The 18,969-nt window shown below is 68.1% G+C and carries 15 protein-coding genes; 5 read left to right on the top strand and 10 right to left on the bottom strand.

Annotated features, from left to right (window positions below; translation table 11 throughout):
• Positions 1 to 5 precede the first annotated feature (5 nt).
• The gene (locus OC373_RS13250; RefSeq protein ID WP_083279841.1) at positions 6 to 2,348 is read left to right on the top strand and encodes a phosphomannomutase/phosphoglucomutase; all 2,343 of its coding nucleotides are present in this window, start codon (positions 6 to 8) and stop codon (positions 2,346 to 2,348) included.
• A 100-nt stretch (positions 2,349 to 2,448) separates the two neighbouring features.
• Here OC373_RS13250 and OC373_RS13245 read toward each other — a convergent pair whose 3' ends face one another.
• From OC373_RS13245 to pyrE, 8 genes are all read right to left on the bottom strand, one after another.
• Positions 2,449 to 3,168, bottom strand: a complete 720-nt coding sequence (locus OC373_RS13245) for a response regulator transcription factor (protein ID WP_019183966.1) — start codon at positions 3,166 to 3,168, stop codon at positions 2,449 to 2,451.
• Positions 3,149 to 5,809, bottom strand: a complete 2,661-nt coding sequence (locus OC373_RS13240) for a sensor histidine kinase KdpD (RefSeq protein ID WP_070426459.1) — start codon at positions 5,807 to 5,809, stop codon at positions 3,149 to 3,151. Before OC373_RS13240 ends, OC373_RS13245 begins: the two co-directional genes overlap by 20 nt.
• 37 nt (positions 5,810 to 5,846) lie before the next feature.
• Complete coding sequence (gene kdpC, locus OC373_RS13235) at positions 5,847 to 6,491, bottom strand: potassium-transporting ATPase subunit KdpC (protein WP_070426460.1); 645 nt, start codon at positions 6,489 to 6,491, stop codon at positions 5,847 to 5,849.
• Complete coding sequence (kdpB, locus tag OC373_RS13230) at positions 6,488 to 8,539, bottom strand: potassium-transporting ATPase subunit KdpB (RefSeq protein WP_261997835.1); 2,052 nt, start codon at positions 8,537 to 8,539, stop codon at positions 6,488 to 6,490. The genes kdpC and kdpB overlap by 4 nt, the downstream gene beginning before the upstream one ends.
• An 11-nt stretch (positions 8,540 to 8,550) precedes the next feature.
• The gene (gene kdpA, locus OC373_RS13225; RefSeq protein WP_070426462.1) at positions 8,551 to 10,269 is read right to left on the bottom strand and encodes a potassium-transporting ATPase subunit KdpA; all 1,719 of its coding nucleotides are present in this window, start codon (positions 10,267 to 10,269) and stop codon (positions 8,551 to 8,553) included.
• Positions 10,270 to 10,281: 12 nt separating this feature from the next.
• The gene (locus OC373_RS13220) at positions 10,282 to 10,374 is read right to left on the bottom strand and encodes a potassium-transporting ATPase subunit F (RefSeq protein ID WP_019183961.1); all 93 of its coding nucleotides are present in this window, start codon (positions 10,372 to 10,374) and stop codon (positions 10,282 to 10,284) included.
• A 234-nt stretch (positions 10,375 to 10,608) separates the two neighbouring features.
• A complete protein-coding gene (locus OC373_RS13215; protein WP_070426463.1) occupies positions 10,609 to 11,271 on the bottom strand; it encodes a hypothetical protein in 663 nt (220 codons plus the stop codon).
• 18 nt (positions 11,272 to 11,289) lie between these two features.
• Positions 11,290 to 11,949 carry an orotate phosphoribosyltransferase gene (gene pyrE, locus OC373_RS13210; protein ID WP_046272987.1) on the bottom strand — a complete coding sequence of 220 codons (660 nt, stop codon included), beginning with the start codon at positions 11,947 to 11,949 and terminating at the stop codon, positions 11,290 to 11,292.
• Between the two features lie 207 nt (positions 11,950 to 12,156).
• Between pyrE and OC373_RS13205 the strand changes: the two genes are divergently transcribed.
• The 3 genes from OC373_RS13205 to OC373_RS13195 all read left to right on the top strand — a co-directional run bounded on the left by OC373_RS13205 (position 12,157) and on the right by OC373_RS13195 (position 14,558).
• On the top strand, positions 12,157 to 12,957 hold the full coding sequence (locus OC373_RS13205) for an exodeoxyribonuclease III (RefSeq protein ID WP_019183958.1): 801 nt from the start codon (positions 12,157 to 12,159) through the stop codon (positions 12,955 to 12,957).
• The gene (locus OC373_RS13200; RefSeq protein WP_019183957.1) at positions 12,954 to 14,249 is read left to right on the top strand and encodes an MFS transporter; all 1,296 of its coding nucleotides are present in this window, start codon (positions 12,954 to 12,956) and stop codon (positions 14,247 to 14,249) included. Before OC373_RS13205 ends, OC373_RS13200 begins: the two co-directional genes overlap by 4 nt.
• Positions 14,250 to 14,330: 81 nt before the next feature.
• Positions 14,331 to 14,558 (top strand): hypothetical protein, encoded by a 228-nt coding sequence (locus OC373_RS13195; protein WP_070426465.1) that lies wholly within the window; start codon positions 14,331 to 14,333, stop codon positions 14,556 to 14,558.
• A 66-nt stretch (positions 14,559 to 14,624) separates the two neighbouring features.
• Here the strand turns inward: OC373_RS13195 and OC373_RS13190 are convergent, their stop codons facing one another.
• Together OC373_RS13190 and OC373_RS13185 are read right to left on the bottom strand one after the other, a co-directional pair.
• Complete coding sequence (locus OC373_RS13190; protein WP_070427511.1) at positions 14,625 to 15,752, bottom strand: anhydro-N-acetylmuramic acid kinase; 1,128 nt, start codon at positions 15,750 to 15,752, stop codon at positions 14,625 to 14,627.
• 66 nt (positions 15,753 to 15,818) lie between these two features.
• On the bottom strand, positions 15,819 to 17,282 hold the full coding sequence (locus OC373_RS13185; RefSeq protein WP_261997834.1) for a peptidoglycan DD-metalloendopeptidase family protein: 1,464 nt from the start codon (positions 17,280 to 17,282) through the stop codon (positions 15,819 to 15,821).
• Between the two features lie 168 nt (positions 17,283 to 17,450).
• On the opposite strand from OC373_RS13185, the gene tyrS reads away from it, so the two are divergent.
• On the top strand, positions 17,451 to 18,662 hold the full coding sequence (gene tyrS, locus OC373_RS13180; RefSeq protein WP_070426466.1) for a tyrosine--tRNA ligase: 1,212 nt from the start codon (positions 17,451 to 17,453) through the stop codon (positions 18,660 to 18,662).
• Positions 18,663 to 18,969 lie beyond the last annotated feature (307 nt).

Below are 18,969 nucleotides of genomic sequence, written 5' to 3'. Positions count from 1 at the left end.
GCTTGATGAGCAAGGCGAAGGCGGAAGGACGGCCGCGGTTCACCACAGGGCGCTCGGTGCCGCTGTTGGCCGTGCTGCTGGTGCTGTTGGCGGGCTGGTTCGGGTGGAGCGGTGTGCGCCAATGGCGCCAGGCGGCCGTCGGCGCCGAGCTTGAACAGTCGCGCGACCGCGTGGTCGAGGGGCTGCAGACGGCGGTGACGGGTCAGCTGGGCAGGTTCGGCAAGGTGCTCAAGACCGGGCCCGTTGCCAGTGCACTGGCCAGCGGCAACGCACAGGGGGCGGCCGTAGCCATCCGCGAAGGCTGGCCGGGCGTGGAAGACGTCCAGGTCCTGACCGCCGATCTCGATGCGGCCTACGCCGATCCGAAGGCCTTCGGTTACTCGCGCCTGGCGCTGCTCGAAGCCGCCATCGCAGATGACAAGCCGGTGGCCCGCGTCGTCCGCGATGCCGGTGGGCAGCGTCTCGGCCTGGCGGCCGCCGTCGATCTGGGCCCGCAGGGTGCGGCGGTCGTCTATGTGCGCCAGCCATTGCTGCGTTTGACCGGCGTGTTCGATCAGGTTGCCGTGCCCGCCGACGGTTACCTCGCACTGCGCCAGGGCAACCACAACGTCGTCGAACAGGGCAGCCGCGCGCTGTCCGGCGGCGCTGAAGCGTTGGCGCGCCCGATCGGCACCAGTGGGCTGCGCCTGTCTGCAGCGGTGCCGGACATCGAACCGGGCCCGTTGGGGCTGGGGGCGATCTCCAGTGCGATCGTGGCGCTGTTGCTGCTGCTGATCGCGGTGCTGCTGGTGCTCGGCAAAGGCAAAGTGCCCTTGCCGCGCCGCCGCGGTGCGGATGACGGCGCCGCCGACGCCGGCCCGACCCTGAGCGAAAGCCTCGCCCAGGCACCGCTTGCGGTGGAGGCCGTCGACACCAGCGACGAGGCAGCACCGCCGCCGCCGTCCGTGCCGGGCGAATCCGTTGCCCCCGATATCTTCCGCGCTTACGACATCCGCGGCGTGGTCGGCCGCGAGCTGACCCCCAAGGTCGCCGCCCTGATCGGGCAGGCGATCGGTTCGGTCCTGCAGGTGCAGGGCCTGCGCGACATCGTGGTGGGTCGCGATGGCCGCCTGTCCGGTCCCGAACTCACCGCCGGCCTGATCGAAGGCCTGCGCCGCGCCGGCTGCAACGTCACCGACATCGGCCTCGCACCGACCCCGGTGGTGTACTTCGCCAGCTACCACCTGCGCGCCGGCAGCTGCGTGGCGGTGACCGGCAGCCACAACCCGCCGGACTACAACGGCTTCAAGATCGTGGTCGGCGGCGAAACGCTGTCCGGCGATGCGATCACCGAGCTGTACCACCGCATCCGCGATGGCCAACTGCACGTGGCATCAGAACCGGGCAGCTTCCAGACCCGCGAGGTCAATGCCGATTACATCCAGCGCATTGCCGATGACGTGCAGCTGGACCGCCCGCTCAAGGTGGTGGCCGATGCGGGCAACGGCGTGGCCGGCGAACTCGCCCAGCCGCTGCTGGAGGCGATTGGCGCCGAGGTCATTCCGCTGTACTGCGATGTGGACGGCAGCTTCCCGAACCACCATCCGGACCCGAGCGATCCGCACAACCTGGAAGACCTGATCCAGACCGTGAAGCGCTTCGACGCGGATATCGGCCTGGCCTTCGATGGCGATGGCGACCGGCTTGGCGTGGTCACCCGCGAAGGAAAGATCATCTATGCCGATCGGCTGTTGATGCTGTTCGCGGCCGACGTGCTGATGCGCAACCCGGGCGCGCTGGTGATCTACGACGTGAAGTGCACCGGCAAGCTCTCCGACTACGTGCTGCGCAACGGTGGCAGCCCGCTGATGTGGAAGACCGGCCACTCGCTGATGAAGGCCAAGATGCGCGAGACCGACGCCGAGCTGGCGGGCGAGATGAGCGGCCACTTCTTCTTCAAGGAACGCTGGTTCGGCTTCGACGACGGTCTGTACGCCGCCGCGCGCCTGCTGGAGATCCTGGCCCAGCGCGATGAGACGCCGTCGGAGGTGCTCGACGAGCTGCCCGACAGCGTCTCCACCCCGGAGTTGAAGGTGCCGGTCGATGCGGGTACCCCGCACGCGCTGGTGTCCTTGTTCGTCTCCTCGGTGCAGGTGGAGGACTCGCCGTTCGCGGGCGCGCGCCTGTCCACCATCGATGGCCTGCGTGCCGATTTCCCCGATGGATGGGGCCTGGTGCGCGCATCCAATACGACGCCGGTGCTGGTGCTGCGTTTCGAAGCCGACGACGAGGCGGCACTGGAGCGCATCAAGGCACTGTTCCGCGCGCAGCTGCAACCGCTGCTGCCGGGTGTGGAACTGGGCTTCTGATCTGTGGGTACCGACCGTGGCACTACCGTGCATCGGCGCCACGCGCATGTGCATCCATGCCATGCCCATGCAGCTCCACGCCATGCGTGGATGCCGTCGATCACCCCTTGAAGCGCAGCCCCACGCCCGGCTCGGTGAACAGATAGCGCGAATCCAGCGCCGAATCGCCCAGCTTGTGGCGCAGCTTGCCGACCAGGATCCGCAGGTAGTGGGTGTCGTGCTGGTGGGTCGGCCCCCAGATCTCCTGCAGGATCTGCGGCTGGGTCACCACCCGCCCGGCGTTGCGCAGCAGCAGCGACAACAGTGCGTACTCCTTGCGGGTCAACGCCACCGGCGCGCCGTCCAGGTGCACTTCGCGCCGGACCAGATCGATATGCAGGTGGCCATCATCGAACTGAGGTAGCACGCCCTCGCTGGACACCGTGCGCGAGCGCAGCAGGGCACGCACGCGCGCCATCAGCTCCTGCGTACCGAACGGCTTGGTCACGTAGTCGTTCGCACCGGCATCCAGCGCCCGCACCTTCTCGGTCTCGCTGGCGCGCACGGTCAACATGATCACCGGCACCTGGCTCCACTGGCGCAGCTCGCCAAGTACCTCATGGCCTTCCATGTCGGGCAGGCCGATATCCAGGATCACCAGATCCGCCCCTTCGCCGACCAGTGCTTCCAGCCCGGCCTGTCCGGTCGCGGCCTGGGACACGCGGTAGCCCTGCGCGCGCAGGCTGATCTCCAGGAAGCGCCGGATCTGCGCTTCATCATCGATCACCAGCACGCGCGCCGGCGGCACGCCGTGGGAAGCCTCAGGAATCGTCGTTGTCATCGGCGGGGTGGGGATGCAGCAAGGGCAGGGTGATGCGGATCAGGGTACCGCGTCCGTCGCGGCCCGGCAGCGCCTGTACGCTGCCGCCATGCGCGCCGATCATGCCCTGGCAGATGGTCAGGCCCAGCCCGGTGCCATGCCGGCCACGGTCGCCGCGTTCCACGCTGTAGAACATGTCGAAGATGCGCGCGCGCTCCTCGTCCGGGATGCCCGGTCCGGCATCGAGCACGTCGATGCGCAATTCGCCCTCGACCAACCGTGCCTGCACCTCTACCGTCGCGCCGGGCGGGGAGAACTTGGCGGCGTTTTCCATCACATTGAACACGGCCTGTTCGACCAGCGCCGGATGCACCCAGATCGGCGCCAGCTCAGCGGGTATGTCCAGCTTCAACAGCACATCGGGCTGATAGCGCTGCAGGCGGCGCGCGGCCGAGCCGACCAGCTCGTCCACGCCGATCCAGTCGCGGTTGATCTGCAGCCCGTCATGGCCCAGCCGGGTCATGTCCAGCAGGTTCTGGATGTAGCGGTCCAGGCGCTCGCCTTCCACCAGGATGGTGTCCAGCAGGGCGCGCCGGTCGCTGGCGTCCATCGCATCGGCGTAGCTGGACAGGCTGTCGGCCGAGCCGATCATCGCTGCCAGCGGCGAGCGCAGGTCATGCGAGACCGAGGACAGCAACGCCGAGCGCAGCCGCTCGGTCTCGTTGCTCACATGCGCCTTTTCCAGGTCGGCCACCAGCTGGGTGCGCAGCGCGGCCTGCGCGATGTCGTCCACCATCGCTTCGGCCAGCTGCCGTTGTTCCGGTGTCAGCCGCGGTGCCTCGCGCGGGAAGCGCATGCCGGCCACGCCGATCGCGCGGTCGTCGCCGTCCAGCAGCGGCAGGAACCACCAGCCAGCACCGGCCAGGGTATCGGTGAAGCGTCCGCTGGGTTGGCCATGCCGGTGCGCCCAGTCGGCCGCGGCCAGATCGGTGTCGCCCGGTGCGGCGCTGCCGCTGGCACTGGTGTACTGCCCGATGCGCAGCCACGCCGGGGCGTCCATCGCCTGTTCCAGTGCCTCGCGGCCGGCCTGCGCGACCTGCTCGTTGCTCGCCGCACTGGCCAGTTGCCGGCCCAGTGCCTGGCGCGCATGCGCGTGCCGGTTGGCCGCGCGCAACGCGACCACCTGCATGCGCAGGCGCGAGGCCAACCGCCCTGCCACCAAGGCAGCGGCCAGGAACAGGAAGACCGTGATCACACCCTGGCGCGCACTGATCGCGAAGGTGAAGCGCGGCGCGATGAAGAAGAAGTTGTAGGCCAGGAAACACAGCGCGGCGGCGATCACCGCCGCACTGGTGCGGCTACGCGCAGCGACCATCACCACCGCCACGATGAACACCATCGACAGGTCGTACAGCCCGATCCAGCGCTCGGCGACCAGCGCCACCAGGCAGGCCGCCGCCGTGGCGCCGAGCGCCAGCAGCGCGTCCTTGCCGGCGCTGCGGCTGGGAATGGACAGTCCCGACCGGCGCGCCCGCGCCCGCGCCTGCGGCGTGCCGATGATCGTGATCTCGAAATGCGCGCCACGACGGATCAGCTGCTGGGTCAGCGTGCGGTTGAGCATGCGCGCCAGCGGCCGCTCGCGCGTGCGGCCCAGCACCAGCGTGGAGACCCCGTTGTGGGCGGCGTGATCGAGCAGCGCATCGGCGATGCTGGAGCCGTGCAGCAGCTCGGCCTCGCCCCCGAGGCGGCGGGCGAGGGCGAAGGCGGCATCGATCTCGCGCCGGGTCTGCTCGTCGTGCGCGCGCGCCTGCACCGTCACCACCGTCCACGGCGCATCGCGCCGCTCGGCGATGCGCCGGCCGACCCGCACCAGGTACTCGCTCTGGCCGCCGCCATCGATCGCCACCAGCACGCGGCGGCGCAGCGGCAGGTTGCCTTCGCCGCGCGCGGCACGGGTCTCGCGCAGGCTGCTGTCCACGCGGTCGGCGGCTTCCTGCATCGCCAATTCGCGCAGTGCGGTCAGGTTGGCCGGCGAGAAAAATGCCTGCAGCGCCTGCGCCGCCTGCTCCGGCACATAGACCTTGCCCTGCTGCAGGCGCTCGATCAGTTCGCGCGGCGGCAGGTCCACCAGCACGATGTCGTGCAGACGGTCGAGCACCGCATCCGGCACGGTCTCGCTGACGCGCACCCCGGTGATGCGCATGACCACGTCGTTGAGGCTTTCCAGGTGCTGGATGTTGACCGTGGTCCACACGTCGATGCCGGCATCGAGCAGTTCCATCACATCCTGCCAGCGCCGTTCATGGCGACTGCCGGGCACATTGCGATGCGCCAGTTCGTCGACCAGCACCAGGGCCGGGCGACGCGCCAGCACCGCGTCCAGGTCCATTTCTTCCAGCGCGTGCTGTTGGTACTCGCGTTGCAGTAGCGGTACCTGCGGCAGGCCCGCCAGCAGCGCCGAGGTCTCGGCGCGGCCGTGGGTTTCCACCAGCCCGATCACCACGTCCACGCCGCGGCGCAGCTGCTCATGCGCGCGGGTCAGCATGCTGAAGGTCTTGCCAACCCCCGGGGCAGCGCCCAGGAACACAGTGAGCTTGCCGCCGGCTTCGCGCTGCAGGGTGTCGACCAGGGCATCGGCCTGGCGGGTACGGGAGTCGCTCATGGGCGGGGATTGTGCGCCGGTTCGCGCGATCCCGGCATCACGGTCGGGCCTTGAGATCCTCCAGCGCCAGGTTCAACGTCATCACGTTGACCCGGGCCTGGCCGAACACGCCCCACTGCGGGCCCAGCGTGTTGGCCTGCACCAACGCGGCGACGCGCTCGGCCGGCAGCCCACGGCTGCGTGCCACGCGGGCCACCTGCACCTGCGCGGCGGCCGGGGAGATCTCCGGGTCCATGCCGGCGCCGGACTGGGTGACCAGATCGCCGGGCACCTGCGCGGCAGGCACGCCTTCGCGTGCGGCCACCGCCGTGATCGCCGCCTGCACCCGTTCCTGCAGCGCCGGATTGGTGCGCGCCATGTTGCTGCCGGCCGCGGCCATCGGGTCGTAGTTGGCCGCCGACGGCCGCGCCTGGAAGTAGCCATCGCCGACGAACGGCTGGGCGATCAGCTGCGAGCCACGCACCTGCCCGTCGCGGATCAGCAGGCTGCCATCGGCCTGCGCCGGGAACAGCAGCCGGCTCACGCTGGTCGTGGCCACTGCATAGGCCAGGCCGAGCAGCAACAGGCTGCTCAGGCCGAGCACGAGGGCCGGGCGCCAGGCGCTGTCCTGCTGCAGGTGGAGGGAGGCGGCCGCGCGACTGCGCGCCGAACGGGGAACAGAAGCAGCTAGCGAGCGGTTCATGCGCCGAACACCGAGACAAGGAAGAGGTCGATCAATTTGATGGCCGCAAACGGCAGCAGCACGCCGCCCAGGCCATACACCAGCATGTTCCGGCGGAGCAGTGCGGTGGCCGTGGCCGGGCGGAAGCGCACCCCGCGCAAGGCCAGCGGGATCAGCGCCGGGATCACCAACGCATTGAAGATCAGCGCCGCCAGCACCGCATTGCGCGGGCTGGACAGGTGCATCACGTTCAGCGCCGCCATCGCCGGCAGGGTGGAGGCGAACAGCGCCGGCAGGATCGCGAAATACTTGGAGACATCGTTGGCCAGCGAGAAGGTGGTCAGCGCACCGCGGGTGATCAGCTGCTGCTTGCCCACTTCCACCACCGCCAGCAGCTTGGCCGGGTCCGAATCCAGATCGACCATGTTGCCGGCCTCCTTGGCGGCCTGCGTGCCGGAGTTCATCGCCAGCCCGATGTCGGCCTGGGCCAGCGCCGGAGCGTCGTTGGTACCGTCGCCGACCATCGCCACCAGCCGCCCACCGGCCTGCTCGGCGCGGATGCGGGCCAGCTTGTCTTCGGGGCGGGCCTCGGCGATGTAGTCGTCCACACCGGCTTCGGCGGCGATCGCCGCGGCGGTCAGCGGGTTGTCGCCGGTGATCATCACCGTGCGGATGCCCATCGCGCGCAGCTGCGCGAACTTCTCGCGCATGCCGTGCTTGACCACGTCCGACAGCTCGATCACGCCCAGCACATGGCGGCCTTCGCACACCACCAGCGGGGTGGCACCGTTGCGCGCCACCTGTTCCACGCGGCCCGGCAGCTCCGACGGCACGGTGCCGCCCAGCTCACGCACATACGCGGTGATCGCATCGGAAGCGCCCTTGCGGATGCGGCGGCCGCCGTCCAGATCCACACCGGACATGCGGGTCTGCGCAGAGAACGCAAGATAGTCCGCACGGTCCGGCTCGGCGGTGGTGCAGCCCTGCTCACGCGCGAGACGCACGACCGATTTGCCTTCCGGCGTCGGGTCGGCCAGCGAGGACAGCAGCGCTGCTTCGCGCAGCTGCGTGGCATCAACCCCCGCCAGTGCATGGAAGTGCGTGGCCTGGCGGTCGCCATGGGTGATCGTGCCGGTCTTGTCGAGCAGCAGCACGTCCACATCGCCGGCCACTTCCACCGCCTTGCCGGACTTGGCCAGCACGTTGGCGGCCAGCGCCCGGTTCATGCCGGCAATGCCGATGGCCGGCAGCAAGCCGCCGATGGTGGTCGGAATCAAACACACCAGCAGCGCGATCAACAGCAGCGGATCGACCTGCACACCAACGAACGCACCGATCGCCGGCAGCGTCGCCACCACCACCAGGAAGGTCAGCGTCATCGCCGCCAGCAGCAGGGTCAGGGCGACCTCGTTCGGGGTCTTCTGGCGGTTCGCGCCTTCCACCAGGGCGATCATCCGGTCCAGGAAGCTGTGGCCCGGCTCGGCGGTGATGCGCACGATGATCTGGTCGGAGAGCACCTTGGTGCCGCCGATCACGCCACTGCGGTCGGTACCCGCTTCGCGCAGCACGGGGGCCGATTCGCCGGTCACCGCCGCTTCGTTGATGGTCGCCAGGCCCTGCACGATCTCGCCATCGGCCGGGATCAGTTCCCCGGCAGTGACGATCACATGGTCGCCCGGGCGCAGTTCGGCCGCCGGGACCTGGGTTTCGCTGGCCCCGGCATGCGCGGCCGCCAACCGGCGCGCACTGAGGTCCTGCCGGGCGCGTCGCAGCGAGGCGGCCTGGCCCCGGCCGCGCGCTTCGGCCACCGCCTCGGCGAAGTTGCCGAACAGCACCGTCAGCAGCAGGATCGCGGTGACCGCCAGGCCGAAGCCCAGCGGCGCATTGCCGGTCAGCGTGACCAGGGCGCTGACCACTGTGCCGACCATCACCACGGCCATCACCGGGCTGTGCAGCAGGTGCCGGGGCGAGAGCTTGATGACGGCGTCGCGCAGGGCACGGCGCCAGCCGGCGCCGTCGAGCAGGCGCTGGCGGCGATGGGAAGAAACGTTCAACGGATACGTACTCATGGAAGGCGGTCTCAGTGCAGCGTCAGCGACAGGTGATCGGCGACCGGGCCCAGCACCAGCGCCGGCATGAACTGCAATACGGTGAGGATGACGATCAGCGCGATCAGGGTCAGCGCGAAGGTCGGGGTTTCAATCTGCAGCGTGCCGGCCGATTCCGGCGCCCGCCGCTTGGCCGCCAGCTGCGCGGCCACGATCAACGGGATCACCAGCACGGGGTAGCGGCCCAGCAGCAGCACCAGGGTGCAGCTCAGGTTCCACCACACCGTGGCATCGCCGAGGCCTTCAAAGCCCGAGCCGTTGTTGGCGAACGCCGAGGTGTACTCGTAGAACACCTGGCTGATGCCGTGGAAGCCGGGATTGGAGGTGCCGGTGATCGACGGGATCGCCAGGGTCAACGCGGTGAAGCCCAGGATGGTGATCGGCTGCAGCAGCACCAGCAGCGCGAGCAGACGCACCTGCGGCGTCTCCAGCTTGCGGCCGAACAGTTCCGGGGTGCGGCCGGTCATCAGGCCGGCCAGGAACACGCCCAGCAGCAGGTACACGATGAACTGCTGCAGCCCACAGCCGATGCCGCCCCAGATCGCATTGACCAGCATGTTGACCATCGGCACGGCGCCGGCCAGCGGGCTGAGCGAGTCATGCATGCCGTTGACCGAACCGTTGGACACCTGGGTAGTGATCGCGGCCCACAAGCCCGTGCCATCGGCACCGAAGCGCACTTCCTTGCCCTCCATCAGCAGCGGGCTGGCCGCAGTGGCCGAGTGGCCTTCCAGCCACACCGTGGCGGCGATCGACACACTGGACATCGCCAGCATGCAGCCGAACACCAGCCCGGCCAGGCGCTTGCGTCCGGTGAAGGCGCCGAGCATGAAGATCACCGCGATCGGGACCAGCAGGATGCCGATCAGTTCCAGCGCGTTGGACAGTGGGGTCGGGTTCTCCAGCGGCATCGCGCTGTTGGGGCCGTACCAGCCACCGCCATTGGTGCCCAGCTGCTTGGCCGCGACCATCGCCGCGACCGGCCCGAGCGGCAGCTTCTGCGTGTCCATGCCGGCCGAGGCGTCGATCGGCGTGGCCTGCGGACCGCCGGCGAGGGTGGCGGGCACGCCCTGGCTGGTCAGCAGCACCGCCCACAGCAGGCACAGCGGCAGCATGAAGCGCACGCTCGAGCGCACCACATCGGCGTAGTAATTGCCCACATCGACGCGGCGGTCCGCACTCAGCAGCGCAGCCTGGTCGGCCGGCACATCCTCGGGGCGCGCGCCGAACAGCGCACGCAGGGTGGCCACCACCAGCGCCAGGCCCATCATCGGCGTCACCACCTGCAGCCCGGTGATCGCGGTCATCTGCGAGAAGTACGACAGCTGCGCCTGCCCGGAATAATGCTGCTGGTTGGTGTTGGTCAGGAACGACACCATGGTGTGCAGCGCCGTATCCCAGCGCATGTTGGGGATCTGGTCCGGATTGAACGGCAGCCAGGCCTGGGTCATGAAGACGGCCTGCACCAGCACCGCGATCACCACGTTGCTGAGCAGGAAGGCGCCCACGTAGCCACGCCAGGACATGCCGCGCGCCGGGTTCACTCCCAGCAGCCGGTAAAGGGGTTTTTCAACCAGCCCGAACAGCGCATCGCCACGCATCGGGCCACCGCGCATCACCCGGGCCAGGTACAGCCCAAGCAGAAAGGCCAGCACGATGCTGGCCAGCAGGATCAACAGGATCTCGGTCATGGTCGGCTCCGGTCAGAAGGTTTCGGGCCGAAGCACGACGTACAGCAGATAGGCGGCGGCAACGAGCACCAGCACGCCGCACAGCAGGGAAAGCCAGGCAGACATGGTCGTGGCCTCAAACGCGGGAAAGGGAGCGCACGGTGCGCGGGGCACCGGCAGGAAAGACAGACAGATACGGGCTCATGGGACGTCCAGGTGGAACCACTCCACGTCAGGCGCCCATGGTCTGCCTGCACGGCATAAACGCTCCACGCCCGAAACCGGCGCCCCGCGTAAAAAGTGCATAAAAAAAGGCGACCCCAAGGCCGCCTTCGTTTCAACGCCATCGCACCTCCGCCCTTACCCGCGCGGATCGCTCCCCACACCCTTGAGCAACCGATAGCGCTGCAGCGTGCTCTCGATCTCCACGTCCAGCGCCCGGCGCTGCTGCTCGAACGAGGCCTGCATGCGCCGCTGCGTCACCAGCTCGGCATGCCGCTGGCGGATGCGCTCGGCCTGCTTGTCCGGCACCGGCTGCCCATCCAGCTCGCGGTTGCCCGCACTGGCCAGCAGGGTCACCAGCGCATCACGCACGCTGGCCACGTTGTAGCTGGCGGTATGGATGTTGTTGTCCAGGATGCCGCTGCGCTCGGCGAACACCCGGCGCAGGTCGTCCTCGCTCTCGTACGTGGCCAGCATCGCCTGCTCGGTACGCTGCCGGGTCTGCTCGGCGGCCAGGTCCAGGCGCTGCTGCGCGGCCTGCGCCGCGGCATCGGCGCGTTCGTCGTCAGTCAACGCGCGCTGCACTTCCCCACTGCGCATGCCGCTGCGCAGGTTGAACTCCTCGCGCGCACTGTTCACCGCCTCCTGGGGCAGGGCATCACTGCAGATCCGCTCGCTGCCCTTGTTCCAGCAGTACAGCTTCTTCGGCGCTGCGTCGGCCGCGCGCTTCTGTGCCTGGGCAGGCAACAGCGGCACGGCCAGCAACAGGCCGACAACGGTGAACGAGGCAAACCTGGACATGGTGAAAGCCCCCTGCTCTCAACGTGTAGGACGGCTGCCGTAGCGGGAACGATAGTCCTCCAGCGGCTGCCGGTAGCCCACAAGTTCCGGATTTCCGGAGGCAAAATCAAGCAGGTCGGCCAGCGTGGCCACGGCGACCACCGGAATGCCGGCTTCTTCGGCCACGGCCTGCGCGGCCGAACGGCGGTCGGTTTCCGAGGCGATCTCCTGGCGGTCCAGGGCCACCACGATGCCGGCCGGGGTGCCACCAGCGCCCTTGATGATCGCCAGTGCTTCGCGGATCGCGGTGCCGGCGGTGATCACGTCATCGACGATCAGCACGCGCTTGCCATTCATGTCCGCGCCGATCAGGTTGCCGCCTTCGCCGTGGTCCTTGGCTTCCTTGCGGTTGAACGACAGCGGCAGGTCGCGGCCGCGCTGGGCGAATTCACAGGCGGTCGCGGTGGCCAGCGGGATGCCCTTGTAGGCCGGGCCGAACACGACGTCGAACTTCAGCCCGGTGGCCTCCACGGCATCGGCGTAGCAGGCCGCCAGCTGGGACATGCGCGCGCCGGAATCGAACCGGCCGGCGTTGAAGAAATAGGGGCTCAGACGGCCGGACTTCAGGGTGAACTGGCCGAAACGCAGGGCATCGGCGGTCAGGGCCAGTTGCAGGAAACGGTGGCGATGGTCGCTCATCAAGACTCGATTCAATTCATTTGGAGCGCAAATCCTAATGCATGCCCGCACTTTTCCGCTCGTCGAGCCCTGCGGCCCGGTGTCGCACGGGCTGGCGAGACGGCTTCGCCAGATGGCCGCGGGCGGTAATGCCGTCCGTTTCCAGCCAGCCCCTGCAAGGGCCGAAACGGTATGCTCTTGCGGGTATCGTTCCAGACCCGGGTCAGCATGCGCATCATCAGTTTCAACGCCAACGGCATCCGTTCCGCCGCCACCAAGGGCTTTCTCGAGTGGTTCCGCGCCCAGGACGCCGACGTCCTGTGCATCCAGGAAACCAAGGCCCAGGAAGACCAGCTGACCGACCCGATGTTCCGCCCGGACGGGCACCACTGCTTCTACCGCGACGCCATCACCAAAAAGGGCTACAGCGGCGTGGCGATCTACAGCAAGCGCGAGCCGGACCAGGTGATCACCTCGCTGGGCTGGGCCCCGTTCGACGATGAAGGCCGCTACATCGAAGCCCGCTACGGCAACCTCAGCGTGGTCTCCTTCTATATCCCCTCGGGCAGCTCGGGCGATCTGCGCCAGGGCTTCAAGTACGAAGTGATGGAGTGGCTGCGCCCGATCCTGGCCGGCTGGCTGGCCAGTGGCCGCGACTACGTGCTGTGCGGCGACTGGAACATCGTGCGTTCCGCGCTGGACATCAAGAACTGGAAATCCAACCAGAAGAACTCCGGCTGCCTGCCGCCCGAGCGCGACTGGCTCAACGGCCAGTGCGTGGATGCCGACCAGGCGCTGGACATCGCCGCCGGCCAGGGCTGGACCGATGCCTACCGCCTGCTGCACCCGCAGGGCGAGGACTACACCTGGTGGAGCAACCGCGGCCAGGCGCGCGCCAACAATGTCGGCTGGCGCATCGATTACCAGTTCGTCAGCCCGGGCCTGCGTGACCGCCTGCGCAGCTGCTCGGTGTACCGCGATGAACGCTTCTCCGACCATGCGCCGTTCACGGTGGACTACGCCCCATGACCGAAGCGGTCGAGCCGGTGTCCTACAAGGGGTGGGCGGGGATCAAGCGCGCCTTCGGTACGCCCTCGGCGCTGACGATGGCCTTCCTGGGCTTCGGCAGCGGCCTGCCGTTCCTGCTGATCGCCTCGCAGACGCTGTCCACCCGCCTGCGGGATGTCGGCCTGGACCTGGGCAGCATCGGGCTGATCAGCCTGGCCAGCTTCTTCTATCTGATGAAGTTCGTCTGGGCGCCGCTGATCGACCGCTACGCGTTCCCGCTGATCGGCTTCCTGGGCCGGCGCCGTTCGTGGCTGCTGGCCTCGCAGATCGGCGTCACCGGCGGGTTGTTCGCGCTGGCCTTCGTCCGGCCCGAACTCGGCGTCACCCCGCTGGTGCTTTGGGTGCTGGTGGCTTCGTTCGCCGGTGCGACCCAGGATTCGGTGGTGGACGCCTACCGCATCGAGATCGCACCGGAGAGTGCCCAGGCGGCACTCGCCGCGACCTATACGCTGGGCTATCGCATCGGCCTGATCCTGGCTGGCGCGGGCGCGCTGTACCTGGCCCAGTTCGAGAGCTGGATCGTGGCCTACCTGGCCATGGCTGCCTTGATGATCCTGCCGATCATCACCACGCTGCTGTGCCGCGAGCCGGAGCAGCCCGAGGTGCGCATCCAGCGCCGGATCGATTTCTTCGGCGCGTTCTGGCAGCCGATCGCCAGCTTCTTCAGCACCAATGGCGTGGTGCTGGCGCTGGTGCTGCTGGCCTTCGTCGGGCTCTACAAATTCCCGGACCAGGTGATCGGGGTGATGGCCGGTCCGTTCTATCTCGATTCGGGCTTCACCAAGGCCGACATCGCGACCGTCTCCAAGCTGTTCGGCGTGTGGATGGGCATCGGCGGCGCATTCCTCGGCGGCATCGCGGTGGCTGCATTCGGCTTTCGCCGCATGTTGCTGGTCGCCGCGCTGGGCGTGGCGCTGTCCAACCTGGCGTTCCTGCTGATGGCGCACAACCCGGGCCAGCTGTGGGCGTTCTATGCGGCGCTGAGCGCGGACAACCTGTTCCAGGGCTTCGCCGGCACGGTGCTGGTCGCCTTCATGTCCTCGCTGACCGACCGCAACTTCACCGCCACCCAGTACGCGCTGCTGGTCTCGCTGGCCAACCTGCCGGGCAAGTTCGTCGGCGGCGTCTCCGGTTACATCGTGGAGGCGAGCTCGTACAGCACCTTCTTCATCCTCAGCGCCACCACGGTCATCCCGACCCTGCTGCTGCTGATCTGGCTGTGGCCACGGATCCGGGACCGCAGCTCGGCCTGAGTGGTTTGCGTGCCGGCAGAGCCTGATGGATCATGCCGGCACAGTCGCTGCGGGGATGGCGGCGCGCCAACGGGGAGAACGATGGCTGATCTACTGCTGCGGGATATGGACCCGCTGTTGCTGGAACGTATCCGCCGCATCGCAGTGGCGCGTGGCTGGTCCCGCGAGGACGCCTGCGTGGCATTGCTGGAACAAGGCCTGTTCGCCAGCGAACTGGAGGTCCGCAGCGGCTTCCACGATCCCGAAGTCGATGCGCTCGCCGATGCCATCGCGGCACTGCAGGCGCTGCCGGACGCGCAGGGGCTGTAACGGCGGCACGCGCCGAGCCGCGCATCGGCGATCACCGCCGCACGCAGCGCCCGCCGCCGTGGCGCCTCAGGCCGGGTGGATCGCCCCGAGAATCCGCGGCCCCCGCGCACCACTCACGCTCGGCAGATTGCCCGGCAACCCGGCCAGGGTGCGCTGCGCCAACCACGCAAACCCCATCGCCTCCAGATAATCCGGATCCAGCCCGTGCACCGCGCTGGACTCGATCACCACGCCCGGCAGGCGTGCGCCCAGGCGCCGCAGCAGCTGCGGGTTGCGCACGCCACCGCCGCACACCAGCACCCGCTTCGCGCCCGGCAGGTGCGCCAACAGCGCATCGGCCACCGTCGCGGCGGTCAGCTCCAGCAGGGTCGCCTGCACATCCGCGCCGGAGACCTGTCCCTCGCCCAGTTGCGCCTGCGCCCAGTCCAGGTGGAACTGCTCGCGCCCGGTGCTCTTGGGCGGCGGCAGCGCAAACCACGGATCGGCCAGCCACCGCGCCAGCAGCGCCGTATCGACCTGCCCGCTGGCCGCGAATGCCCCGTCGGCGTCGAACGGTTCGCCGCGGTGGCGCTGGCACCAGGCATCCATCAGCGCATTGGCCGGGCCGGTATCGAAACCGCGCGGCGTACCCTCGCGCGGGATCAGGGTGAGATTGCCGATGCCGCCCAGGTTGAGCACGGCGCGGTCTTCGTCGCTGTCACCCAGCATCGCCAGGTGGAACGCCGGCATCAGCGGCGCGCCATGGCCGCCGGCGGCCACATCGCGGCGGCGGAAATCGGCCACGGTGGTGATGCCGGTCAATTCGGCGATGCGGTTGGCGTCGCCGATCTGCATCGTGAAGGCAGGATCGGCCAGCGGCCGATGGCGTACGGTCTGCCCGTGCGAACCGATGGCCTGCACCTGGGTGCGGTCGATGCGCGCGCTGTCCAGCAGCCGGTTGGCAGCCGCGGCGAACGTGATCCCGACCTCGGCATCGAGCCGGCCCAGCGCGTCCAGCGAGGTGATCGTGCCGCCTTCGCCCAAGGCGATCAGCTCGGCGCGGATCGCCGGATCCCACACGTGGGTCAGGCCATCGACAAAGCGGCAGCCGCCCTCGGCGGGGAACTGCACCAGCGCGGCATCGATGCCGTCGGCGCTGGTGCCGGACATCAGGCCCAGGTAGAGCGGGGTGGTGGGATCAACAGCAGAGGTCATGGCCAGGCGGTCCAACGGGTTGCATGCAGCTTCCGCGCAACCCGTTGCCGCCGTCAATCGATGCGATCAGCCGCGGTTGGATTTGACCGGCTTGCCGGCCTTTGCGGTGGCCGTATCGGCCGACGTGGCAGCCGGGGCCGGGCTGGCGTCGGCGTAGATCAGCTTCTCCATGCCCTGGATGCGCGCCAGTGCCGGCGCGGTCTGCGCACGGAAGGCGGCCAGCTCGGCACCCTGCAGCGGCTCCGGCGGCGGCATCGTCACCGACAGCGGGTTGCGGTGCACGCCGTTGACGCGGAATTCGTAATGCAGGTGCGGGCCGGTGGCCATGCCGGTCGAGCCGACGTAGCCGATCACGGTGCCCTGGGCCACGCGCTGGCCGGTCTTGATGCTGCCAAAGCGCGACATGTGCCCGTACAGCGTGGTGTGGCCACGGCCGTGGTCGAGGATCACCACGTTGCCGTAGCCGCGCTGCACGCCGGCGAACTGCACGCGGGCATCGCCGGCGGCCATGATCGGGGTGCCGGTGCGTGCGGCGTAGTCCACGCCCTTGTGCATGCGCATCTTGCCCAGCACCGGGTGCTTGCGCGCGCCGAAGCTCGAACTCAAGCGCGCGAACTGGATCGGCATGCGGATGAAGCTCTTCTTCAGGGGACGGCCGCTGGCATCGAAGTATTCGGACTTGCCGTTGCGGTCGAAGCGGAAGCCGCTGTAGGTCTTGCCACCCGAGCTGAAGGTCGCCGCGAGGATCTTGCTGGTGTCCACTTTCTCGCCTTCGCGCCAGGTTTCGTCCATCACCACGCTGAAACGGTCGCCGGGCTGCAGGTCCTTGGAGAAGTCGATGTCGTACTTGAAGATCTCGTCGGTCATCGTCGCGATCGCCGAGGGCGACAGCCCGGCCTTGCGCGCGGCGGCGTACAGCGAACTGGTGATCTCGCCACTGGCGACCACCCGGCGGGTGGAGGTCTCGCGCTTGCTCACCGTCTCGGTGATCTTGTCGCCAGCCAGGGACAGCTCGACGCGGTTGTCGGCATCACGGTCGAAGCGGATCGTGCGCAACTCACCGGACAGCGGCAGGTCGAAGGCGATCTCCGCGCCGGGGCGCAGCTTGGTCAGCGAGTCGCGCACACCGGGGTGCTCCAGCACCTGGTGCATCACCGTGGCCGGGATCCCGGCCTGGTCGAACAGATTGCTCAGGGTCTGGCCGCGCTGCACGCGCAGCACCTGCCAGCTGTCGCCGGGGGTCTGCTGCTGGCGCTCCAGCGACAGCGGCGGCAACGGCAGCGCCAGGGTCGAATGGCTGACCGAGTAGGGCGAGTCGATGGTGTGCGAGAAGCCCGGGACGATCGTGGCCACCAGGGCGCCGATGGTGGCGAACAGGCTGGCGTGCATCCAGTGGCGGCGGGTCCAGCGCTGGTTGAAGGCCGCGGGAAGATGCTGTTTGAGCTTCCGATGGAGGGCGGTGTCGTGGAGGACGTGGAGACGTTCCTTGAAGCGCTGCTTGCGCGCGCGGCCTTGATCGGAATTGAGCATCGTCGGTCTGTTCCTGGCTGGCCCGGGAGCGCGGGCCCAAACGTCGGTAACATAGACAGGTATAAATACCGCGTCAAACCCTTGTGCCTATTGGCTTTTGTGAAGCACCTGCGGTTAACTTGTACTTAACGTCATTCATATAAATAAGGCATTGCCGGGAGTTGTCACGTGTCCTCGATTGAAGAAGCCATTGCCCTGATCGGGCGAGGCGCCGATGAGATCCTCAAATCCGACGAACTGCGCCAGCGTCTGGAAAGCGGCCGTCCGCTGCGGGTCAAGGCCGGCTTCGACCCCACCGCCCCGGACCTGCACCTGGGCCACACCGTGCTGCTGAACAAGCTGCGCCAGTTCCAGGACCTTGGCCACCAGGTGATCTTCCTGATCGGCGACTTCACCGGGATGATCGGCGACCCGTCCGGCAAGAACGTCACCCGCAAGCCGCTCACCAAGGAAGATGTGCTCGCCAACGCGCGTACCTATGAGGACCAGGTCTTCAAGGTACTGGACCGCGAAAAGACCGAAGTGCGCTTCAATTCGGAGTGGTTCGGCAAGATGGCCGCCGCCGACATGATCCGCCTGGCCGGCCAGCACACCGTGGCGCGCATGCTCGAGCGCGACGATTTCGCCAAGCGCTATGCCGCCCAGCAGTCCATCGCCCTGCATGAGTTCCTGTATCCGCTGGTGCAGGGTTACGACTCGGTCGCACTGGAAGCGGACGTCGAACTGGGCGGCACCGACCAGAAGTTCAACCTGCTGATGGGCCGTGGCCTGCAGGAGCACTACGGGCAGAAGCCGCAGATCGTGCTGACCATGCCGCTGCTGGAAGGCTTGGACGGCGTGGCCAAGATGTCCAAGTCGCTCAACAACTATATTGGTATCAGCGAGCCGGCCATCGACATCGTCACCAAGACCATGAAGATCGGCGATGACCTGATGTGGCGCTGGATCGAGCTGCTCTCCTTTGATATCAGCCAGGCCGAGGCCAAGGCGCTGCGTGAGCAGGTCGAGGCGGGCGGGTTGAACCCGCGCGAGGTGAAGCTGCGCCTGGCGCGTGAGCTGACCACCCGCTTCCATGACGCCGCCGCGGCCGAGCAGGCCATCGCCGGCTGGAATGCCGCCGTGACCGGGCAGGGCGATGTGACCCTGCTGCCGCTCCAGGAGGTGGCCATTCCGGCCGAAGGCCTGCGTATTGGTGCCCTGCTGACCGCTGCCGGGCTCACCCCGAGCAACTCCGAAGCGTCCCGCAAGCTCAAAGAGCGTGCAGTGAAGGTGGACGGCGAGGTGGTGGAGGACGCCCAGCAGGTGTTCGCGCCCGGTTTTGAAGGCCTGCTGCAGGTCGGCAAGCGCACCTTCGCACGCGTGCTGCTGGTCGCGGCCTAAGTGGCACAAGGGGTCCGGGCGATCCGGCCCCCTTGAAGCATGAATGGGAGGGAGGCGACGTGAAAAAATGTCGCTTACCCCCTTCACAAACGATGCGGATAGGGACATACTTTCCCTCCCCCGACGCAGGGGCCACCGCAAGGCGGCAACCGCGAAGGATCAGGACTTCAACTTCTTCGAAAGAAGGTGTTGACGGAAACGAAAAGCCTGACATAATAGGCGGCTCGCTTCGACGAAAAGACCTCCGGGTCACACGACGAAGCAGCATCGGCAACAACGTTTCACTTCGGTGAAACGGCCTTGAAAA

Source organism: Stenotrophomonas sp. Ste96, from assembly GCF_024519495.1.
GTDB classification, from domain to species: domain Bacteria; phylum Pseudomonadota; class Gammaproteobacteria; order Xanthomonadales; family Xanthomonadaceae; genus Stenotrophomonas; species Stenotrophomonas bentonitica_A.
Note: the sequence above shows the minus strand (reverse complement) of the source record. Positions and strands in the feature narration are given on the sequence as shown.